The sequence below is a fragment of the Photobacterium carnosum genome (assembly GCF_002849605.1).
Taxonomy (GTDB): domain Bacteria; phylum Pseudomonadota; class Gammaproteobacteria; order Enterobacterales; family Vibrionaceae; genus Photobacterium; species Photobacterium carnosum.
Window position 1 is genome coordinate 83,851 of the sequence record NZ_NPIB01000005.1, and the last position, 21,105, is coordinate 104,955.

20 protein-coding genes are annotated in these 21,105 nt (G+C 37.2%); 11 read left to right on the forward strand and 9 right to left on the reverse strand.

The window, feature by feature from the left end; translation table 11 throughout:
• Window positions 1-279: 279 nt before the first annotated feature.
• Window positions 280-762, reverse strand: a complete 483-nt coding sequence (locus CIK00_RS06520) for a Spy/CpxP family protein refolding chaperone (RefSeq protein ID WP_101768099.1) — start codon at window positions 760-762, stop codon at window positions 280-282.
• A 201-nt stretch (window positions 763-963) separates the two neighbouring features.
• On the opposite strand from CIK00_RS06520, the gene CIK00_RS06525 reads away from it, so the two are divergent.
• From CIK00_RS06525 to CIK00_RS06535, 3 genes are all read left to right on the forward strand, one after another.
• A complete protein-coding gene (locus tag CIK00_RS06525) occupies window positions 964-1,656 on the forward strand; it encodes a response regulator (protein ID WP_101768100.1) in 693 nt (230 codons plus the stop codon).
• Window positions 1,656-3,029 (forward strand): envelope stress sensor histidine kinase CpxA, encoded by a 1,374-nt coding sequence (cpxA, locus tag CIK00_RS06530; RefSeq protein WP_101768101.1) that lies wholly within the window; start codon window positions 1,656-1,658, stop codon window positions 3,027-3,029. Before CIK00_RS06525 ends, cpxA begins: the two co-directional genes overlap by 1 nt.
• 97 nt (window positions 3,030-3,126) lie before the next feature.
• Window positions 3,127-3,591, forward strand: a complete 465-nt coding sequence (locus CIK00_RS06535) for a tRNA (cytidine(34)-2'-O)-methyltransferase (protein WP_101768102.1) — start codon at window positions 3,127-3,129, stop codon at window positions 3,589-3,591.
• 99 nt (window positions 3,592-3,690) lie between these two features.
• Here the strand turns inward: CIK00_RS06535 and cysE are convergent, their stop codons facing one another.
• The 4 genes from cysE to CIK00_RS06555 all read right to left on the reverse strand — a co-directional run bounded on the left by cysE (window position 3,691) and on the right by CIK00_RS06555 (window position 6,784).
• Window positions 3,691-4,512, reverse strand: coding sequence for a serine O-acetyltransferase (gene cysE, locus CIK00_RS06540; protein ID WP_101768103.1), 822 nt, complete (start codon window positions 4,510-4,512; stop codon window positions 3,691-3,693).
• Window positions 4,513-4,713: 201 nt separating this feature from the next.
• Complete coding sequence (gene gpsA / locus CIK00_RS06545) at window positions 4,714-5,727, reverse strand: NAD(P)H-dependent glycerol-3-phosphate dehydrogenase (protein WP_101768104.1); 1,014 nt, start codon at window positions 5,725-5,727, stop codon at window positions 4,714-4,716.
• A gap of 18 nt (window positions 5,728-5,745) precedes the next feature.
• A complete protein-coding gene (gene secB / locus CIK00_RS06550; protein WP_101768105.1) occupies window positions 5,746-6,216 on the reverse strand; it encodes a protein-export chaperone SecB in 471 nt (156 codons plus the stop codon).
• Window positions 6,217-6,346: 130 nt separating this feature from the next.
• Entirely contained in the window at window positions 6,347-6,784 is a 438-nt protein-coding gene (locus CIK00_RS06555) for a rhodanese-like domain-containing protein (RefSeq protein WP_101768106.1), read from the reverse strand.
• Window positions 6,785-7,157: 373 nt separating this feature from the next.
• Here CIK00_RS06555 and gpmM point away from each other — a divergent pair, with 373 nt between their 5' ends.
• Both gpmM and envC read left to right on the forward strand, forming a co-directional pair.
• Window positions 7,158-8,699 (forward strand): 2,3-bisphosphoglycerate-independent phosphoglycerate mutase, encoded by a 1,542-nt coding sequence (gene gpmM / locus CIK00_RS06560; RefSeq protein ID WP_101768107.1) that lies wholly within the window; start codon window positions 7,158-7,160, stop codon window positions 8,697-8,699.
• A gap of 7 nt (window positions 8,700-8,706) precedes the next feature.
• Complete coding sequence (envC, locus tag CIK00_RS06565; protein WP_101768108.1) at window positions 8,707-9,999, forward strand: murein hydrolase activator EnvC; 1,293 nt, start codon at window positions 8,707-8,709, stop codon at window positions 9,997-9,999.
• Window positions 10,000-10,061: 62 nt separating this feature from the next.
• Here the strand turns inward: envC and CIK00_RS06570 are convergent, their stop codons facing one another.
• Window positions 10,062-10,721 (reverse strand): TetR/AcrR family transcriptional regulator, encoded by a 660-nt coding sequence (locus tag CIK00_RS06570; protein WP_101768109.1) that lies wholly within the window; start codon window positions 10,719-10,721, stop codon window positions 10,062-10,064.
• A 225-nt stretch (window positions 10,722-10,946) separates the two neighbouring features.
• Here CIK00_RS06570 and lpxM point away from each other — a divergent pair, with 225 nt between their 5' ends.
• Both lpxM and CIK00_RS06580 read left to right on the forward strand, forming a co-directional pair.
• On the forward strand, window positions 10,947-11,900 hold the full coding sequence (lpxM, locus tag CIK00_RS06575; RefSeq protein ID WP_101768110.1) for a lauroyl-Kdo(2)-lipid IV(A) myristoyltransferase: 954 nt from the start codon (window positions 10,947-10,949) through the stop codon (window positions 11,898-11,900).
• A complete protein-coding gene (locus tag CIK00_RS06580) occupies window positions 11,887-13,068 on the forward strand; it encodes an O-antigen ligase family protein (protein ID WP_167388528.1) in 1,182 nt (393 codons plus the stop codon). Before lpxM ends, CIK00_RS06580 begins: the two co-directional genes overlap by 14 nt.
• Before the next feature lie 45 nt (window positions 13,069-13,113).
• On the opposite strand, the gene CIK00_RS06585 is transcribed toward CIK00_RS06580, so the two are convergent.
• Entirely contained in the window at window positions 13,114-14,205 is a 1,092-nt protein-coding gene (locus tag CIK00_RS06585; RefSeq protein WP_101768112.1) for a glycosyltransferase, read from the reverse strand.
• The gene (locus tag CIK00_RS06590; RefSeq protein ID WP_101768113.1) at window positions 14,202-15,317 is read right to left on the reverse strand and encodes a glycosyltransferase family 9 protein; all 1,116 of its coding nucleotides are present in this window, start codon (window positions 15,315-15,317) and stop codon (window positions 14,202-14,204) included. The genes CIK00_RS06585 and CIK00_RS06590 overlap by 4 nt, the downstream gene beginning before the upstream one ends.
• A gap of 659 nt (window positions 15,318-15,976) precedes the next feature.
• On the opposite strand from CIK00_RS06590, the gene CIK00_RS06595 reads away from it, so the two are divergent.
• On the forward strand, window positions 15,977-17,068 hold the full coding sequence (locus tag CIK00_RS06595) for a glycosyltransferase family 4 protein (protein WP_101768114.1): 1,092 nt from the start codon (window positions 15,977-15,979) through the stop codon (window positions 17,066-17,068).
• A 49-nt stretch (window positions 17,069-17,117) separates the two neighbouring features.
• Here CIK00_RS06595 and CIK00_RS06600 read toward each other — a convergent pair whose 3' ends face one another.
• Window positions 17,118-18,137 (reverse strand): WavE lipopolysaccharide synthesis family protein, encoded by a 1,020-nt coding sequence (locus CIK00_RS06600; RefSeq protein WP_167388529.1) that lies wholly within the window; start codon window positions 18,135-18,137, stop codon window positions 17,118-17,120.
• A gap of 263 nt (window positions 18,138-18,400) precedes the next feature.
• Here CIK00_RS06600 and CIK00_RS06605 point away from each other — a divergent pair, with 263 nt between their 5' ends.
• The 3 genes from CIK00_RS06605 to CIK00_RS06615 are packed head-to-tail and all read left to right on the forward strand — an operon-like array spanning window position 18,401 to window position 21,077.
• Window positions 18,401-18,784, forward strand: a complete 384-nt coding sequence (locus CIK00_RS06605; protein ID WP_101768115.1) for an HAD hydrolase family protein — start codon at window positions 18,401-18,403, stop codon at window positions 18,782-18,784.
• A complete protein-coding gene (locus CIK00_RS06610; RefSeq protein WP_101768116.1) occupies window positions 18,775-20,361 on the forward strand; it encodes a capsular biosynthesis protein in 1,587 nt (528 codons plus the stop codon). Before CIK00_RS06605 ends, CIK00_RS06610 begins: the two co-directional genes overlap by 10 nt.
• Window positions 20,358-21,077 carry a glycosyltransferase family 2 protein gene (locus CIK00_RS06615; RefSeq protein WP_101768117.1) on the forward strand — a complete coding sequence of 240 codons (720 nt, stop codon included), beginning with the start codon at window positions 20,358-20,360 and terminating at the stop codon, window positions 21,075-21,077. The genes CIK00_RS06610 and CIK00_RS06615 overlap by 4 nt, the downstream gene beginning before the upstream one ends.
• Window positions 21,078-21,105: the final 28 nt, after the last annotated feature.

Below are 21,105 nucleotides of genomic sequence, written 5' to 3' on the forward strand. Positions count from 1 at the left end.
TTATAATTTTTCAAATAAACCTATCGTTACTCATTATAAGTAATGGCATTAATCATTAAGGAAGTGCTGGCAATAATTAATATTACGCAGTATAGCTGTTTTATAATAAAAATTAATAACAAAACCTACCATAAAAATACAATTTCCGCCTTGTTCTCATACTACTTCGAAGTAAAAATCCCCAAAAATCATCAAATAATAAACTTAATATCAAAAACAAAAAAAGCCATAGTAAAGACTATGGCTAATGAACGCGGCATAACACTTAATTCATCACAATTAATGGTATTTTTTAGCTTCTAAACGCATAAGATGTTTTTCTGATTGCTGTTGCTTAAGCTCAGCATATTTTTGCTTTTGCTCTGGCGTTAAAATATTCAACATTTCATGACGCTGCTCTAACATCTTAACTCGACGTTCAACTTGCTGCTGTGACATTTTTTCCGCCACCGCACGTACTGCTGACTCATCAAAATTACTGGCTAATACTAGTTTTTCAAGTTGCTGACGCTCAACTTGCATTACTTTATAATTATCAACACGCTGTGCTTTATGTTCACTGCGATTCGCTTGACGTAACGTTTTTATTTCTTGTTTTTGGGTCGCAGTAAGATCTAGCTGACTAAAAATCTTACCACCATGATGGCCTTTATTCATACCACCATTGTGCTGTTGATTATCTTGACCAGCAAATGCTGACATAGAACCTAGAACCAATGGCAATGCCATCGCTATAACAAGTGTTTTATTAAATATTTTCATAGTTATTTCTCCAGCACTATCATGTAATAAGTCACCATCTTATATGGCTTGATGGTTATCATAACCTGTAGAAAGTAAAACGCTGTCTAGCAAATGTAAACTAGCGTAAAGCTAATGCTGCTTAACTTGGCGTACCAACCAAGATTAGCGATACTAGGTCAACTTTATTAAGTAACCATCATTGTATTGTAGGACTTTATCATGGCAAAAATTCTCTTAGTTGATGACGATATAGAACTAACCGCACTTCTAAAAGATATTCTCGAATTAGAAGGATTTGATGTTGAAGAAGCTAACAATGGCATTGATGGCTTAGCTAAAATCGATAGTAGTATTGATTTAATCCTACTTGATGTAATGATGCCAAAAATGAATGGCACTGAAATGTTACGACGCTTACGCGAAAAACACACGACCCCAGTAATGATGCTAACCGCTAAAGGCGATGAAATAGATCGCGTGCTTGGACTTGAACTGGGTGCTGATGATTATTTACCAAAACCGTTTAGCGATCGTGAATTGTTAGCGCGTATGCGAGCGGTTCTTAGACGTACCCAAACAAACACCGATACTAAAACCAGTCGTAGTGAATGTCTTGTATATCAAGATCTGACCATTTACCCAGGTCGACAAGAAGTACTTTGCAATCAGACGCTTATTGAAATGACAGGAACTGAGTTAGCATTATTAAGCTATTTTGTGCAACATCCGGGTAAAATTATTGCTAAAGAAGAACTCAGCCTTGAAGTATTAGGAAAACGCTTAGCTCAATTTGATCGCGCGATTGATATGCATGTTTCAAACTTACGCAAAAAGCTACCAATACGCAGTGATGGTAAGCCATTAATAAAAACCTTACGTGGTAAAGGTTATTTATTGGTTGAGGCGATGTAATGAGAATCCCTGGCTTCACTCACCTTTATGGGCGTATTTTTGCCATCTTCTGGACCACACTGCTCGTAGTGGTGGTGATGCTTGTGCTGATGTTTCAATATGATCCACGCTCAGTGCAAGCTATTCCTGACCATCAATTAAAGCGACTACAATCACAAGCAATACAAGTTAATCAACGCTTAAGCAACCATAATATATCCAATTATGACAAACTCATCACTCGCATAAAAGCACTGACAAAACGCCGAGAAAATCATAATAGTCAGCTCTATTTTACGACGATTAATGGCGATATTATTGCGCCACAAAAACACACTAAAGCACTGCGTAATTTTATTACCATTGCAGATAACCCTGACAAGCCTCAGCAACGTCTTTATGGGCGCTGGTTAATAGCTGGACCCTTTATCATTACCACTAAACAACACCCCCTTTTTATGTACAGCGGTCAAATATGGCGTGGCGGCCCCCCATTTTTCGTCCAAATAATGGATAAGCCATTTAAATTATTACTGGTTACCATGCTCGTTAGTACCCCATTTTTATTATGGTTAGCCTGGGCAGTAACGCGTCCTGCACGACGATTACAACAAGCAGCAGAGCGAGTAGCGCGAGGCGAATTTGAAGTGGATCCGACCTTAGAACAAGGCCCACAAGAATTTAAACAAGCAGGGGCTAGCTTTAATCAAATGGTGGGTGCCTTAAATAACATTATTAGTGGTCAGCAACGGTTGTTATCGGATATTTCCCATGAATTACGCTCACCATTAACACGACTGCGCATGGCAACCGCATTAGCACAACGTAAACAAGGCCAAAGCAGTGAGTTATCACGCATTGATACCGAAGCTGAGCGGCTTGAAAAAATGATCAGTGAATTATTAGAATTATCTCGAATGCAGGTCAATAGTCACCAACAACAACAAATCGTTGATAGCCATAGTTTATGGTATGAAATGCTAGAAGATGCCTGTTTTGAAGCCGAGCAGTATCATAAAACATTAACCTATCATCACCTCCAAGATTGGCCAATAAAAGGTAATCCAAATTTATTAATCAGTGCATTAGAAAATGTGATCCGTAATGCAATTAAATACGGTAATGATGTGATTGAGATTACTTTTACTCAGCAACAACAACAGTTACTGATCACCATTGATGATAATGGCGAAGGGGTACCCAATGATGAACTTGACGATATTTTTCGGCCATTTTATCGCGTTTCAACCGCACGCGATCGCAGCAGTGGCGGCACTGGATTAGGCCTTGCAATAACAGAAAGTGCCCTTCGCCAGCATAGCGGTACTATCAAAGCAACCTCAAGCCCACTTGGTGGTTTACGGATCAGTATGACATTACCGCTAACCCGTTAAGCATTAAGGTTAGCTCTGTATATTAAAGATGATTGCTTGTTGCCGTTACGCTTGTCACAATATGGCTTCTTTTTGCACCAAATAAAGCTGAATGACTATGTTTGATATTGCGTTATATGAACCTGAAATCGCCCCTAACACTGGCAATATTATTCGCCTTAGTGCTAATTGTGGTGCTAATTTACATTTAATTGAACCACTAGGATTTGATTTAGAAGAGAAGAAATTACGTCGAGCAGGCTTAGATTATCATGACTTAACGCATGTTTATCGCTATAAAAACTTTGAAGCTTTTCTAGAAGCAATGGCAGACCGTCGTATTTTTGCTTGTACCACTAAAACGACTAATTACCACGTTAATGCTAAATTTGGTGAAGGTGATGTGCTGTTATTTGGCCCCGAAACACGCGGCTTACCCGCAGAATTCATTGCCAGTTTACCGTTAGAGCAACGGTTGCGCATTCCAATGCAACCCGACAGCCGCAGTTTAAATCTCTCTAATGCCGTCGCTATTATTGCTTTTGAAGCATGGCGTCAGTTAGATTTTAATGGCTCAATCTAAAATTTACGCCTTAAAAATCTGAACCTAAAAATAAAAAGGCGATCATTCGATCGCCTTTTTAACAATAGTATTAATGCGTTATAAATTCATCACTCTTACTTAATCGATATGATTAAACGTGTCATCACCATCACTACCATGAAACTGTTGATCCATTTCAGTAGCAGGTTTAGCCGTTTTTGGCCGACCAATAATAACGGCAGGTACACCAGCCACCGTTGTATGCGGCGGCACTGGATCTAAGACTACCGAACAAGCACCAATTTTCGCACCAATACCGACTTCAATATTACCCAGTACCTTCGCACCTGCCCCAATCATCACACCTTGACGAATTTTAGGATGGCGATCACCACTTTCTTTACCAGTACCACCTAACGTAACATCTTGTAGAATCGAGACTTCATCTTCAATCACAGCGGTTTCACCAATCACGATCCCCGTTGCATGGTCAAACATAATGCCACAGCCAATCTGTGCTGCTGGGTGTACATCGACCTGACACGTTACTGATATTTGGTTCTGTAAATACACCGCCAGTGCTTTTCGATTTTGCTTCCACAGCCAATTAGCAACCCGATACCCTTGTAGAGCATGACAACCTTTAAGGTAAAGTAATGGAATAGAATAAGCATCAATAGCGGGATCGCGTTCAACAACCGCACGAATATCATGAGCCGCAGCTTCAACAATATTACAATCACTAGCAAACGCTTCTTCTATTACTTCACGTACTGCCATCGCAGGCATCGATGGTGTTGCCAGTTTATTGGCTAAAATATAACTCAATGCTGACGCTAAATTTTCATGCTTAATAATAGTCGCATGATAAAAACTGGCGAGCATAGGTTCTTGTTCGGCTTGCTGTCGTGCTTCCTGCTCTATCGCTAACCATAATTGATATTGTTGACATTTTTCCACAAGTCCCTCGGCTTCACTTATTATGTTAATCTTGTTAACGCTACCATTAATTATTCGTAGACAGGTAGAATTAATAGAATAACGTTGCCCAATAAAACACTAAACTAAATATTATTGTATTTTAGTACAGTTATAAAAAATAACGCGAGCCTAAGCTCGCGTTATTTAATAGATACCAGTTATCACCCTCAGCAAGCAACGTTATTCGTACTTTTTCTCACGTGCGAGTAAATCTTTCGCTGCTTCGTGAGCATCTTTACCAAGATAAAGTACTTGATAGATTTGCTCAGTAATTGGCATTTCGACTTGGTGTCGTTGTGCCAATAACCACACTTCTTTGGTATTACGATAACCTTCTACTATTTGACCAATATCCTGTTGTGCTTGCTCGACACTGCACCCATTACCGAGCGCCAAACCAAAGCGACGGTTACGTGATTGGTTATCGGTACATGTCAGTACTAAATCGCCTAAACCTGCCATGCCCATAAAGGTTTCAGGTTGCGCACCAAGTGCAGCACCCAGACGACACATTTCAGCTAAACCACGGGTAATTAACGCGGTACGTGCATTAGCACCAAAGCCAATACCATCAGACATACCCGCACCAATGGCAATCACGTTTTTAACTGCACCACCCAGCTGCATCCCAATAAAATCATTATTGCTATAAACACGAAATGTCTTATCGCAATGGATTTTTTGTTGCAAATCAACCACAAACTCAGTGTCAGGAGAAGAAACGGCAATCGCTGTTGGCATTCCTGCCGCTAATTCTTTAGCAAATGTGGGACCCGATAACACAGCTAACGGTATTTGTTCACCCAAAACCTCAACCGCAACATCTTTAAGTAAACGTCCAGTTTCAGGTTCAAGCCCTTTCGTTGCCCAGCAAACACGAGAGTCTGGACGTAAAAAAGGTTTCATTTGTGCTAGTACCCCACCAAAGACATGGCTTGGTACCACCACTAACACATCACGACTACCTTCAACAGCAGCCTGTAAATCAGCGGTTAGAATTAACGATTCAGGAAAACTAACACCAGGAAGAAACGCTTCATTGGCACGATCGATTTCCAATTGCGCCATATGGTGTGGCTCATGGCCCCACAAAATGACATTGGCACCATTTCTGGCTAATGCAATTGCTAATGCTGTCCCATAAGATCCAGCGCCTAACACTGCCATCGAAATCGTATTATTAACGTTCATCATATTGGTCACTTTTACAAATTAAGCTTCTGAATTAGCAGTATTTGCTTCAGCTTGGTTTTCTAAGTAGCTCATGAATAATGCATCAAAATTTACTGGTGCAAGGTTCAATTGTGGGAACGTACCTTTAACAACTAAGCTAGAAATTGTTTCACGAGCATATGGGAACAAAATGTTCGGGCAGAATGCGCCTAGGCAATGTGCTAGTTGTGGTGCTTCCATACCAGCAATAGTGAAAATACCCGCTTGCTGCACTTCACATAAGAACGCATTCTCTTCTTCGTTCTTAACCGTTACAGTTAAACGAAGCACCACTTCATATACACCTTCAGCTAATTCACGGCTTTGAGTATCAAGATCCAATTTTACATCAGGATTCCATTCTTTTTGGAATACGTCAGGTGAATTTGGCGCTTCAAAAGACACATCTTTTAGGAATACGCGTTGAATTTGGAAGTTTTGTTGCGCTTCGGTATTTGCTGCTTCAGCCATTTTTGGAGTCCTTTAAAAATACTCGCTACCACGAGTTATTAATTATACTTGCAACTGTGAACACCACAGACTACATCAATTTGAATCGTCACTTCACACTCAATAAGCTGCAAAATAACTTCGAATATATTTATTTTTTCTTACTTGCAACAAGCGGTAAGTTTGCTTCATTCCAAGCAATAAGACCGTCTTTTAAAACATTAACGTTAGTAAAACCATCTTTACTTAACTGATTTGCAGTCTCTTGTGACGTTTGACCCGTCTTACATACAACAATAATTGGGGCTGCTTTGTGTTTTTCAAGCTCTGGCGTGTTTTGACGTTGAATTTGGCTTGGTAAAATGTGAACTGAGCCTACAATATGACCTTTACGGAATTCATCACGATTACGGATATCAAGAAAAACACCCTCTTCGTTATTCACTAATGCTGTCGCTTCATTAATGCCAATTGTTGTATATTTAGCATTTTTCTCTTTTACCATCATGCTAATTAGTGCAATAACGATACCAATCCAAGCCAATGATAAAACAGGGTTACTAGTTAAAAATTCAATATATTGATGCATTTACTTTACTCTGTTGTCATGATTCACTACAGCAAGCCATGAAATTACGGTTTAAAAAAATGAGTGTGAGTATACCTAGGTTGCTAATCTTGTAACAGCGACCTTGAGTATAAAAGCTTATTGGCTGATGACCTATCAATGAAATAGGAAAAAACTGTGATCCAGAGCTTACACTTTGATGAATAAATGCTTATATTCGATAGAAAGCACAAACAGGTAAGCGATGATTTAGTTACATCTACTGCTACTGCTTTGATGTGCTTTTGTAGTAAAATCGTGATAATTATTATATCAATTACCTTAAGCGGTGTTTAAGACACTAAGCCCATTAAGGTAATTCATATATTTTTATTAATTCGAAGAGGGACAGAATATGTCTGCGAAGAAACCACTTGCACTTGTAATTTTAGATGGCTGGGGCTACCGCGAAGATAACTCAGATAATGCGATTGCGAACGCTAATACACCCGTAATGGATGCATTAATGGCGAACAATCCTAATACGCTTATCGCTGCGTCGGGCTTAGAAGTCGGTCTACCTGAAGGCCAAATGGGTAACTCTGAAGTAGGTCATACCAATATCGGTGCAGGCCGCGTGGTATATCAAGATCTTACTCGTATCACTAAAGCGATTGGCGATGGTGAGTTTTTTGAAAATGAAGCGCTAGTTAATGCGATTGATAAGGCAGTAACTACAGGTAAAGCGGTTCATATCCTAGGTCTTGTTTCTCCTGGTGGCGTACACAGCCACGAAGACCATATTGCAGCAGCAATTGAAATGGCCGCTAACCGTGGCGCAGAAAAAATCTACCTGCACGCATTCCTTGATGGCCGTGATACACCGCCACGTAGCGCACAGCACTCTCTTGAGCGTTTCGATGCCCTATTTGCAAAACTAGGTAAAGGCCGTACTGCATCTCTAGTAGGTCGCTACTACGCAATGGATCGTGATAACAACTGGGATCGCGTTGAAGTTGCTTACAACCTACTAACAGCAGCTAAAGGTGAATTTACCTTTGCTAACGCAACTGAAGGTCTAGCTGCCGCTTATGAGCGTGGCGAGAATGATGAGTTCGTTAAAGCAACAGAGCTACGCACTGCAGACCAAGAAACAGCATTCATTGCTGATGGCGATAGCGTTATCTTCATGAACTACCGTGCTGACCGTGCGCGTGAGATTACTCGTACATTTGAGCCTAGCTTTACTAGCTTTGAGCGTGCACAGTTCCCACAACTAGCTGACTTCGTAATGCTAACCCAATATGCGGCAAACATTGAGTTAACAACCGCTTTTGCTCCTGCAAGCTTAGAAAATACACTAGGTGAGTGGCTATCGAAGAAAGGCAAAAAACAGCTTCGTATTTCTGAAACAGAAAAATACGCACACGTTACTTTCTTCTTTAATGGCGGCAAAGAAGACGAATTTGAAGGTGAATCACGCTCACTAGTGGCATCTCCAAAAGTAGCTACTTACGATCTTCAACCTGAAATGAGTTCACCTGAACTAACTGAAAAATTAGTTGCTGCAATTAAGAGCGGCGAGTTTGACGTAATTATTTGTAACTACCCTAACGGTGACATGGTCGGCCACACCGGTATTTACGATGCTGCCGTTAAAGCGTGTGAAGCTCTCGATAGCTGTGTAGGTCAAGTTGTTGCTGCAATTAAAGAAATGGATGGTCAGCTATTAATTACTGCTGACCACGGTAACGCAGAAATGATGGTTAACCCAGAAACGGGTGGTATTCATACTGCACACACTAATTTACCAGTGCCTTTAATTTATGTCGGTAATAAAGACCTCGATCTTAAGCCAAACGGTAAGCTATCTGATCTAGCACCAACTATGCTATCGCTAACAGATATCGAAATCCCTGCAGAGATGTCTGGTCAGGTGCTATACAATCTGAAATAATTATCCCATGCGGGATATTATCAATAGACACCTCAACCTAAAAATCCGCGCCAGTGCTTTATGCACTGGCGCTTTTCTATGCGTGGTATTTGCAGTCCCATGTGCAGCATCCAGTCAAAAACAGCTTGATGGCGTAAAACAGGAAATATCACGCCAAAAAAATCAGCTCGACAATAAACAGCAAAACTATGCTGCCTTACAAAAAAAACTAAAACAACACGAACTGGACATTGCTCAAACTGCTAATAAAATCCACCAAACCAATGATTTGCTGGTAAGAACAACCCAGTCAATTACCAAGCTTGAACAGCACCAACAGCATCTACAACAACAACAACAGCAACAAATTGGCGTACTAAAAAACTTAATAGATGCACAATATCGCCAAGGTAATAATAGTGACATCGCGAATCTTCTTAGTGGCGAAAATTCAGCAAAATTAGATCGTATGACAACCTATGCTGAATATGTCAGCAAAGCACGTGCGATAGCTATTGATGCGTTAGATGCAACCAAAACAGAATTACAACTTAAAATTCATGCCCTTGCTGAACAAAAAAATGAACACCAGCAAGCACTCACAGAGCTTAACCAGCAAAAGCAGCAGCTTGATGATCAACAGCAATCACGTCAACTAACGCTTAATAAAATAAAATCACAAATCCACTCCAGCACCGAAGCATTAGCTGACTTACGCTCTGATGAACAAAATATGTTAAAGGCGATAGCAAAAGCGAAAGCCGAAGCCATTGCACGCGCCAAAGCTGAAGCCGCTGCACGCGCTAAAGCTGAAGCTCAAGCTCAAGCCCGAATTGCGGCCGCCAAAGAAGCAAAAGCCAAAGCGATTGCAGAAGCTCAAGCTAAACAGCTCAATGCGCGCTATGCGAAAATGCAAGTCCCAATGGACGGACTCGCGAGCCACAAAGGTAAGCTAATATGGCCATTGCGAGGTCCTATCATTCACAACTATGGTGCGCCATTACAACGTGAACTGCATTGGAAAGGTATGGTAATCAGTCAACCGATTGGTAGCCAAGTAAAAGCGACTTACTCAGGTAAAGTGGTCTTTGCCGATTGGTTGCGTGGTTATGGTCTAATGATTGCAATTGATCATGGTAAAGGGGATATGAGCTTCTATGGTTATAACCAAACGTTATTGAAGAAAATTGGCGATACCGTTCAAGCGGGTGAGCCAATAGCTTTAGTCGGTGACAGTGGTGGCCAAGAACAGCCCGGATTGTATTTCCAGATCCGCCGTAAAGGTACCCCAGTAGATCCACGTCCATGGTTACGACGCTAATTTAACAGCCAAAACGAAAAAGGTTGGTCATCAGACCAACCTTTTTTAATTACAATTCACTCTTAGTGATGTTCTTGTTCTAAATACTGTTGTTCTTGTTCTAAATAATAGTGCTGCAAGGTTGTTACCCGCTGCTGACCAAGCTCTGTTGCCAATGGTCGCACGATATTCAGCATCTGCTGTACACCATGATAAATCACGGTTTGAGTAATTTTAGCACCCGCTACTTGAGTGGTTTGATAACTGATCCACGATGAAGCCACCAGTTTTAACGTATCAGCTAATACTTTAAGATCAACATCCGCCAATGCCAGCAAACCTGCGTCACGAAAATTGATCATGATTTGACTAATGTTAACCTGCAACTGGGTTTGTACCGTTAAATATTTATTTTGTAAATCAGCATCTCGACGTAAAATATCAGGCAAATTAGCGTAAAAAAATCGATAACGCCACATCAACAAAAATACCGCATCCAAGTAACGTAACAAACTCTCTTCGATTGCCTCAACTACATCAATAGGTTCAAAACTTATTTTCAAATCAATGGCATATTGGTCAAATATACAATGGATAATCTGCTCTTTATTCCGAAAATGATAATACAAATTACCAGGACTGATCCCTAAATCGGCAGCAATATGATTGGTGGTTACATTGGGTTCACCATGTTCATTAAATAATGCCAATGCTGCATGAATAATTCGATCGCGGGTTTTCATTTTATTATCATCCTTCGCCCTTGCAGTGGATATAATGTTATCATAAATTAATGTTTTTCCGTTTAGTTAGGCAATAAAAACCATGCCTTTATCTAACTTGATAAATAATAATTAATCGTTATCGAATTAATTATGACTTAATATTGATAACTAAAATAAACAATCAAATACACTATGGCACCACAAGCGCCAACACTATAACTTCGTGAGATAGACGTAATTTATATGACTAAAAACCATTACGATAAGCAAGCCTATAACCCTCAATTTGAGTGGTCTTTTGTGCACCCGCGTTATTGGGGAACATGGATCGCAGTGATCATTGCTTCACTATTAAGTTTGCTACCTCATGGAGCTCGCCGCTCACTGGCTACAGTTTTTGCTAAACAAGCAATTAAGCTTAAAAGTGGTGCTAATCATCGCGCACGCGTTAACCTAAAAATGTGTTTTCCTGAGAAATCAGACGCAGAGCGAGAATCCATTTTATTACAAAACTTGATCACCGCAGGTAGTTTCCTCTCAGGTTTCGCCTCGTTATCTGTACGCAATAAAGCATGGCTTGAGCAGCATACCGTTATTCGCGGCATGGACAACCTCACCAACCTTACCGATCAACAACAAAGCGTTATTCTATTAGTACCGCATACATGGGCGATTGATATTCCAGCAGTCCTGCTTGCTTCGCGCGGATTACCCGTTTCTGCGATGGCAAAAAAACAAAAAAACCCAGTTTCAGATTGGCTAATGCATCGTCAACGCGTGCAATATGGCGGCCGTGTTTATGAACGCAGTGGTGGTATTAAACCTTTTATTAAATCAGTTCGTGAAGGTTATTTAGGTTATTACCTACCGGATGAAGATTTAGGCCCTGAGCATAGCGTGTTCGTGGATTTCTTTGGCACCACCAAAGCAACAATGGCAGGATTAGGTCGACTATCAAAATTAAGCCGCGCTAAAATTGTACCGCTCTTTGCAATGTACAACAGTGAAACGGGTATGTATGAATTGGATTTTTATCCTGCCCTCCCCTTTCCAGCAGAAACCGAAGAACAAGATGCACGGATGATGAATCAATGTATTGAACAGTATGTTAACCAACGCCCAGAACAATACATGTGGATTCTACGTTTATTGAAGACACGTCCGAATAATGATGAGAAGCCTTATGATAAAAGATAAGTTCGCATTTCTATTAATCATCCTTCCTTTCACGTGGATGGTAAGTGGTCAATTTGTATTTGAAAATGGTGATAAGATTCTTGTCATTATTACGCTTATAGCTCTTGTGACGATATTACTTAGATATGGTTTGGCACCATTTAGAAGTAACATTAAAAATAATTATTATATATACCTAATAATTACTCTATCATTTATATCTATTGTTTATAACTATTACTATCATTCATATATTATTAATATTCGCTCCGCACTATGCTTCATCCTTTATTTTTCTTTTATTCCACTAAATGTAATTTATAATAAAGTAATAACATACAGTATTTTTATTGGTAGTATCAGTGCTGCAATTTTCGCATTCTGGCAAAAAAATATATTACATTTAGACCGAGCAGCATGGCAATTAAATGCGATCCCTTATGCGACATGCTGTTTAATGTTAATGATCGCAGCTATCATGCTTACTATCATATATAAAGAAAAGAAAGAAATATTATTAATCTCAGCATTATCAATAGCAATCTCTTTTTATGCTATTATTTTAACTGAAACACGCGGGGTTTTAATTGCTGCATTCTCCATTTTCTTATGTTTACTTCTATACATTTTTACCACAAAAATACCTATTAAAATAAAAATAACTGTTATTACTCTTTTAATTACTATAACAGCAATTGGTATATATTCGACCAAAGATCGACTGATTAATGCAACGGTTCAGGGTTTATCTCAATATGAACAAGGTAATGACTCATCAAGTTCTGGTGGAAGGTTAGCAATGTGGAAAGCAGCATTGTTGCTTATCCCTCAAAAACCCATTGAAGGGTTTGGTGATAATTTTGAACCGGCTATAACAAAATTACACCAAGAAAATAAAATTAGCTCACAACTTTATAACTTAAAACTACAGCATTTTCATAATCAGTTTATTGATACTACTGTAAAACATGGAATAATAGGTTTAGTATTGTTATTGTTATTGTTATTGTTTCCTTTTTATATATTACGAAAAAAACAATACTCTAAAGAAAATATATTAGCTATATTTCTATTAACTATTGGTATAGTTGTAAGTGGATTAACTGATGTGCCACTTGAACACAAACAAGTGTTTGTTCTATATATAGTTTTTATTTATATGTTTCTAAAAAGGTCATATCAAGCATAAAATAAATAATAAAGACACCATTTATATAATTATGGTGCCTTTAAATTATTTACTAATATTAATAAATAATTTAATATACTTTCTGGCAATATTAGTTGCCGCATATTTAGGGTATGTTTTTTCAAAATCTATTTTAGCATCACCTAATAATAAATCATTAATTTTATGTGCTATATTTTCAGGGGTCGCTTCTTTTACTAAATAGTGTTTCAGTTCGCCTGACATAATTTCAGCAGGACCTGAATGACAATCAACACTTATGATTGGTGTATGACAAATTAAAGCTTCTACTAATACATTTCCAAACCCCTCAGTTTCAGAGGTTAAAATCAACGCTTGAGCTTTGTTTATTATAGGAAATGGATTATCATAAAAAGGTAATATAAATACTCTATCATTAAGTTCTAATTTATCGATTAAATTAAGTAAACGTTTTTTATATTCTTCACAACCGTCACCAACAATAAATAATTTTATATTTTTATCTATTAAAGTATAAGCATTAATTAATAACTCCAGTCTTTTTTCTTTGGCTAAGCGTCCAATATAACAAATATACTCATTATCATAAAAAAATGTATCTAATGGTTGTTTCGCTAATTTTTTTATTTCTTGAATATCAAATGGATTATAAATAGTAGAAATACTATGATAACAACTTGTAATTGATGAAATAAATTCAGCCATACCTTTAGAAACACAAATGATATGCTTTTTATTGACCTTTTTTGATAGCTTTAAACGATATTTTATTTTTTTAAGATAATTTTTACTTTCATAACTTGTTTTATCACAACTATGCTGCTGAATAATAATACGAGGATCATCAAGTACAGAAACTATATTAATAGTATCACCATGAGTACATAAAATAACATCAAACCTATGCTTCAAATCCTCTTTATACAACCACTTTGAAAAAATTGGCGCATATTTTATTATTTTCTTATATTTAATTTCTTTAGGGATATTAAGTACATGAACATTTATATCAGTTCCTATTTCCAACTCTTTTTCTGCATCTAAACAAATAAAGTCACACTGATGCCCTAAGGTAATAAATTCTTTAGCTAATCGTAAGGCGACAACTTGCACGCCTTCAATTTTCAAATCTCGTAAAAAAAAACCGATTCTCATGCTAATGCCTTTAAAATAGTTGAACGAGCCAAAACTAAATCTTGCCAATCAAACTCATGAACATGAACACTATCATCACTACAAAATGGCTGTCGATTTAATAAACATTGTGAATGATTTCCTAATGGTTTCCATTCTTCATAATTTTGCATATTCTGTCGATATACACCAATAACAGGTTTATTAATTGCTGAAGCCATATGTACGACAGCAGTATCTGGCGTAAAAGTAAAATCCGCAATATTAATAATGGCTAATGACATTTCAAAACAAGCTAACTGCTGAGGTAATATAATTGCAGGATCATTTAAAATAGTAACTAATGATCCAGTGAATTTTTCCTCATTCGGGGTCGGTATAATAATCAACAAATCCTGTGGAAATTGCTGCCGCCATCGTATAAGTAACATCTTCGCTTGCTCAAATGAAAATCGTCGATATTTACCCGAGCCAAAGAAATTAATGGCAACAACATTATTGTAGGTGAGTTTTGTTCGACTTACTAACTGTTGTAGTTCAACTTTTTTCACCAAAAAATCAGGCGTTGGTAAACCATTTATCTTACCTATGGCTTGATCTACCAATAATTGGGCTGCCGCAATATATCTTTCTTTAAAATGATGGTATTTATTATCAATATTAACATCAAATAATGCATATTTTTGGCGGTTAAAACCTAAATAATGTTTTGCTTTAAATTTTGATAATAAGTAAATATCTTTATAGCTACAATGTGTACCAAGATCGATAAAAAGATCAAATTTACCCATATTATTCTGAATAATCTGATCTCTTTTTTCTTTACTATAAATGATGTAATTATCTGCAGGAGCTGCTTTATTTAACCATGATTTTGTGGTTAAACCAGTTAATACCGTAATGTGAATATCAGGGCGATACTGGCGTAAAATTTTAATAAAATTACCACACATCATCGCATCACCTAACTTATCATCCCACCGTAAGATAACAATATTCTTAATATTTGATTTATCAAAAATTAGGTTATGAGTGCGTTTATCATATTTTTTAATATACAAATTAAGCTTTAATACTTTTATTTGATTACGAATACAACGCCATTTCGCTTTGACTCTTTTTACTATTTGCATATAAACCTAACTCTAGCCCGCCAAATAACACTAATTTTGATAAAATAGCAGTGTTCTCAATCACAGATACAATTTTATTATCGAGATCTTATGTTTATTCTTGAACAAAGTATTGCTGTATATAATCGCATAAATGTTATACATCACTCAACAATGTAAATAAATATTATGAATAAACACATCAACAGATACCATAAATTCATCACTTCTTTGCAAAAAAATACGTGTCTATTATGGTGCTTTGAAAATTTAACCAACGTTACACCAGATTTATGTTCCACAGCATAAAACAATTTCACCCGCTAATGCTTTTCGACCTCGATGTAAAATAAAGGCAGCTTCATTAGGTTAGTCCATCAACAACATCGATTACCTCACACCCAAATCATTAAGCATTATTATGATATCAGACCTTCTTTCAATTACTGATTCAAAACTAACAAGCAAAACTTGAATCTTAATTTTATGATTAAATATCACATATAAAACAAATAGTTACAACAACTGCCAAAATTAAACATTAATACTACTTTAATTCATTTCAAAGAAAATATTAAGCCTTAATTCCATAATCTTCATAGCTATTGTAACCTATAAATATGCATATAAACATTTATAGGCATTAATGCAATTTAGATTATTTAATATTGGGATATGTGATGAAAATTATGGTAATTAGTTCCTATATCGATGCATGGAACAGCGTTAGACCTGAAGCTGAGATGATTATTTCAATGGCAGAACAAGGACATCATATTACTATCGTTACTCAAGGTAATGCGCCGTACGTATCTCGTTTTCGAGATAAAGGATTAACAGTGATTGATGCTTATCCGCATAAAAAAATATGCTGTAAAACCATAACAATAATTCGTAATGAGCTAAAGAAATATCAATACGATATCGTTTATGCAACCAACTCACGTACCATTCCAAATGCAGCTTTTGCTTGTATCGGTTTTCCTGCCACAAAACTCGTTACTTACCGAGGCACGGTCGGAGGATTATATCGTCATGATCCCAGTGCGTATTTAACCCACCTTCATCCTCGCGTAAACGGTATTTCATGTGTGGCCGATAAAGTGCGTGAAGATGTAGCCAAGCAAGTATGGTCAAACAAAAATAACGTGGTTGCTATCCACAAAGGGCATGATTTAGCTTGGTACCAAACTCAAGCAGCCAATTTAAGCTTTCTTAATATTACCGCAAACGACTTTGTTATTATTTGTGTTGCAAATGCACGCCCAAGTAAAGGGGTACATATACTATTAGAAGCAATGCAGTACTTAGAGAAAGAACCTAATATTCATTTATTACTGGCAGGCCGTGGTATTGATACTGCCGCTAATCAACAATTAGCCCAACAAGCGCCTTACCCTAATAATATTCACTTTCTAGGCTACCGAACTGATGTGCCTGAACTCATGGCAGCAGCAAATGTACAGATTCAACCCTCAGTCAGTGGTGAAGGTCTACCAAAAACTGTTATTGAAGCAATGGCAATGGCTATACCTTCAATTGTTACAACTACGGGGGGTAATGCTGAAATAGTAAAGGATGGTGTCAGTGGATTTGTGGTTGAAACTAATAATGCTCACGTGATTGCCGATAAGATTAACTATATTTATCACCATGCTACTGAAGCAAAGATCATGGGATTAAAAGCGCAACACTATATCGCGACTACGCTTTCCGTTGAAAATACAGCACAGCAACACCTAGCTTTTTTTGAGCGTTTATTAAAGCAATAAGTTATTACTCGACAACAAAGCATAATCCTGTTGCTTATTGCTGGCAGGATTATTTATTAACTGATACTTTTTTCTGACGTTGTTGTAAGCGACGTTTATTTTCTAAACGTGCTGGAAAAACATATAAACAGCGCTGCAAAAATAACTTATATTGAGCAAAGATAGGATATTGAAGATCAAAATTAGGATCACAATATTTTTTATAAAGTTGCTGCCACTCTTTAAATTGCCAATGAGCAACTTTACCTTTAGTTCGAGAAACACGTGCTTTTACTACAAATTTACGGCATAAACCAACACCGACTTGTTGTGGATCGGCAATCACAAAGTTATTCGCAAAGCAACGATCAGAAAAAATTTGTTTTTCTGGGTTATTATCAAGCAATCCATTTAAAGCAAAACTCTGATCAAATTGCTGCATTGCTCGAATAAATAGCATCTGAGTACAATCGATCGAATAATCAGGAAAGCCAATATTATAAGGTGTGTCTTTCGTCGCGATAAAATCTTCGATTAATGGCATCTTCCAACAAGCAATCACATCCTCGGTTCGACCAAAATAAAAGAAATCGCTCATATGAAATACAACAGGTAAACCTTTGGCATAACGACGAGTAAAGGTATTAATCACAACAACTCTTTCATTAAAAAAACGATCTTCATTGCACCGCTTTGGAAAGGCTTGTTGCAAATGCAAAAATGCATCAGAGATTAAATAATTGTCGCTACGTAACTTCATCGTATAAGGCGTTGTAACATGATGTAACCCATCCAGTGTCGAAACAATCTGACGATTATTATTAAACATCTGTGGTGTTCCATCTACATTATAAGCACGTATATTGGTTCCAGGATCATCACATAATACTAACTGATCATAATCTAAATCGGTAAGATCTTGATTGTGCCAAGTTGATAGAATTATCTTTGCTCCTGGTAAAAATTGACGTACAGAATTCAAGCACTTTTGAGTGATCCCTAACTCTTGCTCTCTATCACTAAAAGTTTGAACTGGCCCTTGAACCACAACAGTTATATCTTTAGGGCTTATCTCTTGTTTATTATTCATTACCGATCCACTGTTTAATACTCTTTAATTAATCACCACATATCACTACGTATTAAATACCTCGTTCAAGAGTGAATTATATTTTAACTGATAACAGCTATGTATCCTAGTTAACATTGGTTTCTTTAGTTATTATAATTAGCTCTTATCTCAATGATAATGATAATAAAACTAAAAATCTACAATGCTTATTCTTGATAAACTTTAGTACTGTTATTAACAATAAATAAAAGAACGCTTCTTAAAAAGGACATTAACATCTCATGAAAAAATTGGTTATCGATCTAGATGGAACACTAACAACCGCAAACACTACTGATTACCGACTTGTTGCACCTAATTGTGACGTTATAAACAAACTAATAGAATACCGACAGCAAGGATTTAGTATCACTATTTTTACTGCTCGTAATATGCGCACCTATGAAGGCAATATTGGAAAAATAAACATTCATACTCTACCAATTATTGTAGAATGGCTTGATAAATATAATGTACCTTATGATGAAATCATCGTTGGTAAACCATGGTGCGGTCATGACGGGTTCTATATTGACGATCGTGCGATTCGCCCTTCTGAATTCACATCACTTTCAGTTGATAAAATCAATAGCTTACTTGATAAGGAAAAAATAAAGTGTTCTTAATTATGTCAGCAGCATATGTTGATCAGGATTTAAAATCTGAATTTGGAAATATACCACCAAGTTTATTACCACTTGGAAACCGCCGTTTATTTCAACATCAAATCGCGGCGGCCCCCAAAGAAAAAACACTTTATTTAAGCCTACCTGAATCTTATGACTTACCTGATATTGATGCCCAATGGCTTCAACTGCATAATGTTACTGTGCTTGAAATTCCAGAGAATATATCACTCGGGGCCTCACTCGTTGTTGCATTAAACCTCATTGATAAACCTATATGCAATAACCTTGAGGTCTTATTTGGTGATACCTTAATTTCACCTCTACCTACGATTGAAGATTCAATTACTATTTCTCAAGTAGAAAATAGTTACAATTGGGCAGCGATAACAAAGAACAAACACCATTGGATTCAGAATGTTGATAACGATCTTGACCATACTGAAAATAATATTGTCAGTGGCTATTTTAACTTCAGCCAACCTCGCCAACTTATTCGTTGCATTACCCAAAGCCGTTGGGACTTTCTTGAAGGCTTAAATCGCTACAATCAATTAATTGGTTTAACGACTGTCCGTACGACTAACTGGCTCGATTTTGGCCATGTAAACACTTATTATCGCTCAAAAGCAAAATTTACCACTCAACGAGCCTTTAACCAATTAAAGATATCACCAGAATGGTGTGAAAAAAGTAGTATTAATGGATTAAAAATTCAAGCCGAGGCTAATTGGTTCGAACACCTACCGCCAATGATGCGTAATTATATTCCGCAATATATGGGCCACTATGAGGAGCAAGGCATTTTCAGTTACCGTCTTGAGTACCTCCACCATACCGCCTTAAATGAATTATTCGTTTTTGCTAATTTGCCTTCTATCATATGGCGCCAGATCATCAATAGTAGTTTGTCTTTTTTAACTACGTGCCAACAGCACTTACAACCAAATGATCAACCAGCAGCTTCATTGGAACAATTATTTGGTGAAAAAACATCACAACGCCTTAATGATTTTTGCCAAGACCGTGATTTGTCTTTAACCACAACTTGGTGCTATAACAACCAACCCCCTATTTCATTGCAACAATTAGTCACTGATAGCCATCAACATCTGCCAAAACCAGCAGCGATTGCCACTATCATGCATGGTGATTTTTGTTTTAGTAATATTTTATATGACTTTAGAACCAATCGTATAAAAACCATCGATCCTCGAGGAATGACACCTGATGGCACCATGACTTTATTTGGGGATATTCGTTATGATTTAGCTAAATTAAGTCACTCAATTCTTGGTTTATATGACTGGATTATTGCGGGGTATTATCATGTAGATATTACTAATAATACCATATTTTTTAATGTCGCAGGCTTTGAACAACATCAAGAAAATCAGCTGCTTTTCATTGAACTAGTGCGTGATAAATTTAACTTATCAGCAGTAAATCTATACGCAATGCAAATTCAATTATTTCTGTCAATGCTGCCACTCCATGCTGATGACCCTCGCCGTCAGGATGCTTTAATGGCAAATGCCTTCCGCCTTCATCAACTAATGGTAGAACATACTTTATGATCGTTATTCCAATGGCAGGATTAAGCTCTCGTTTTTTCAATGCTGGCTATACTCAACCTAAATATATACTAGAAGCACATAATGAAAGTTTATTTGATCATGCAGTAAACAGCTTCGCTGCTTTATTTGAAACGGAGTTGTTTGTCTTTATTATTCGAGATGTTTACCAAACTCGCCAGTTTGTTGAAACACGCATTAATGCCCTTGGTATCAAGCAATTCCATATCACGGTTCTTAATCAAGAAACACGAGGACAGGCAGAAACTGTCGCGTTAGGGCTTACCGAGATTAACTATCAAGGTCCGATTACTATTTTTAATATTGATACCTTCCGCCCACACTTTAATTATCCCGATCTCACGATGTTAGGGGATGGCTACTTGGAAGTATTTGAAGGCAGTGGTGATAACTGGTCATTTGCCAAACCAGAAAAAATCGGTTCTACACAAGTTATCGAAACCGCAGAAAAAAGGCCAATATCAAACCTTTGCTGTACAGGTCTTTATTATTTTGCGGATATAAATGACTTTCATTATGCCTATAATAATTATATTTCTCAGCCAATATCTGAATGGGAAAAAGGCGAACTATATGTCGCCCCGCTTTACAATGCTCTAATTAGTAAAGGTAAAAAAATCCATTATCATCAGATAGATCGCGAGCAAGTTATTTTTTGTGGTGTTCCCCAAGAGTATCTCGATTTCTTAAATCAGTAATTAGTTCACAACAACTACACAGCCTGAG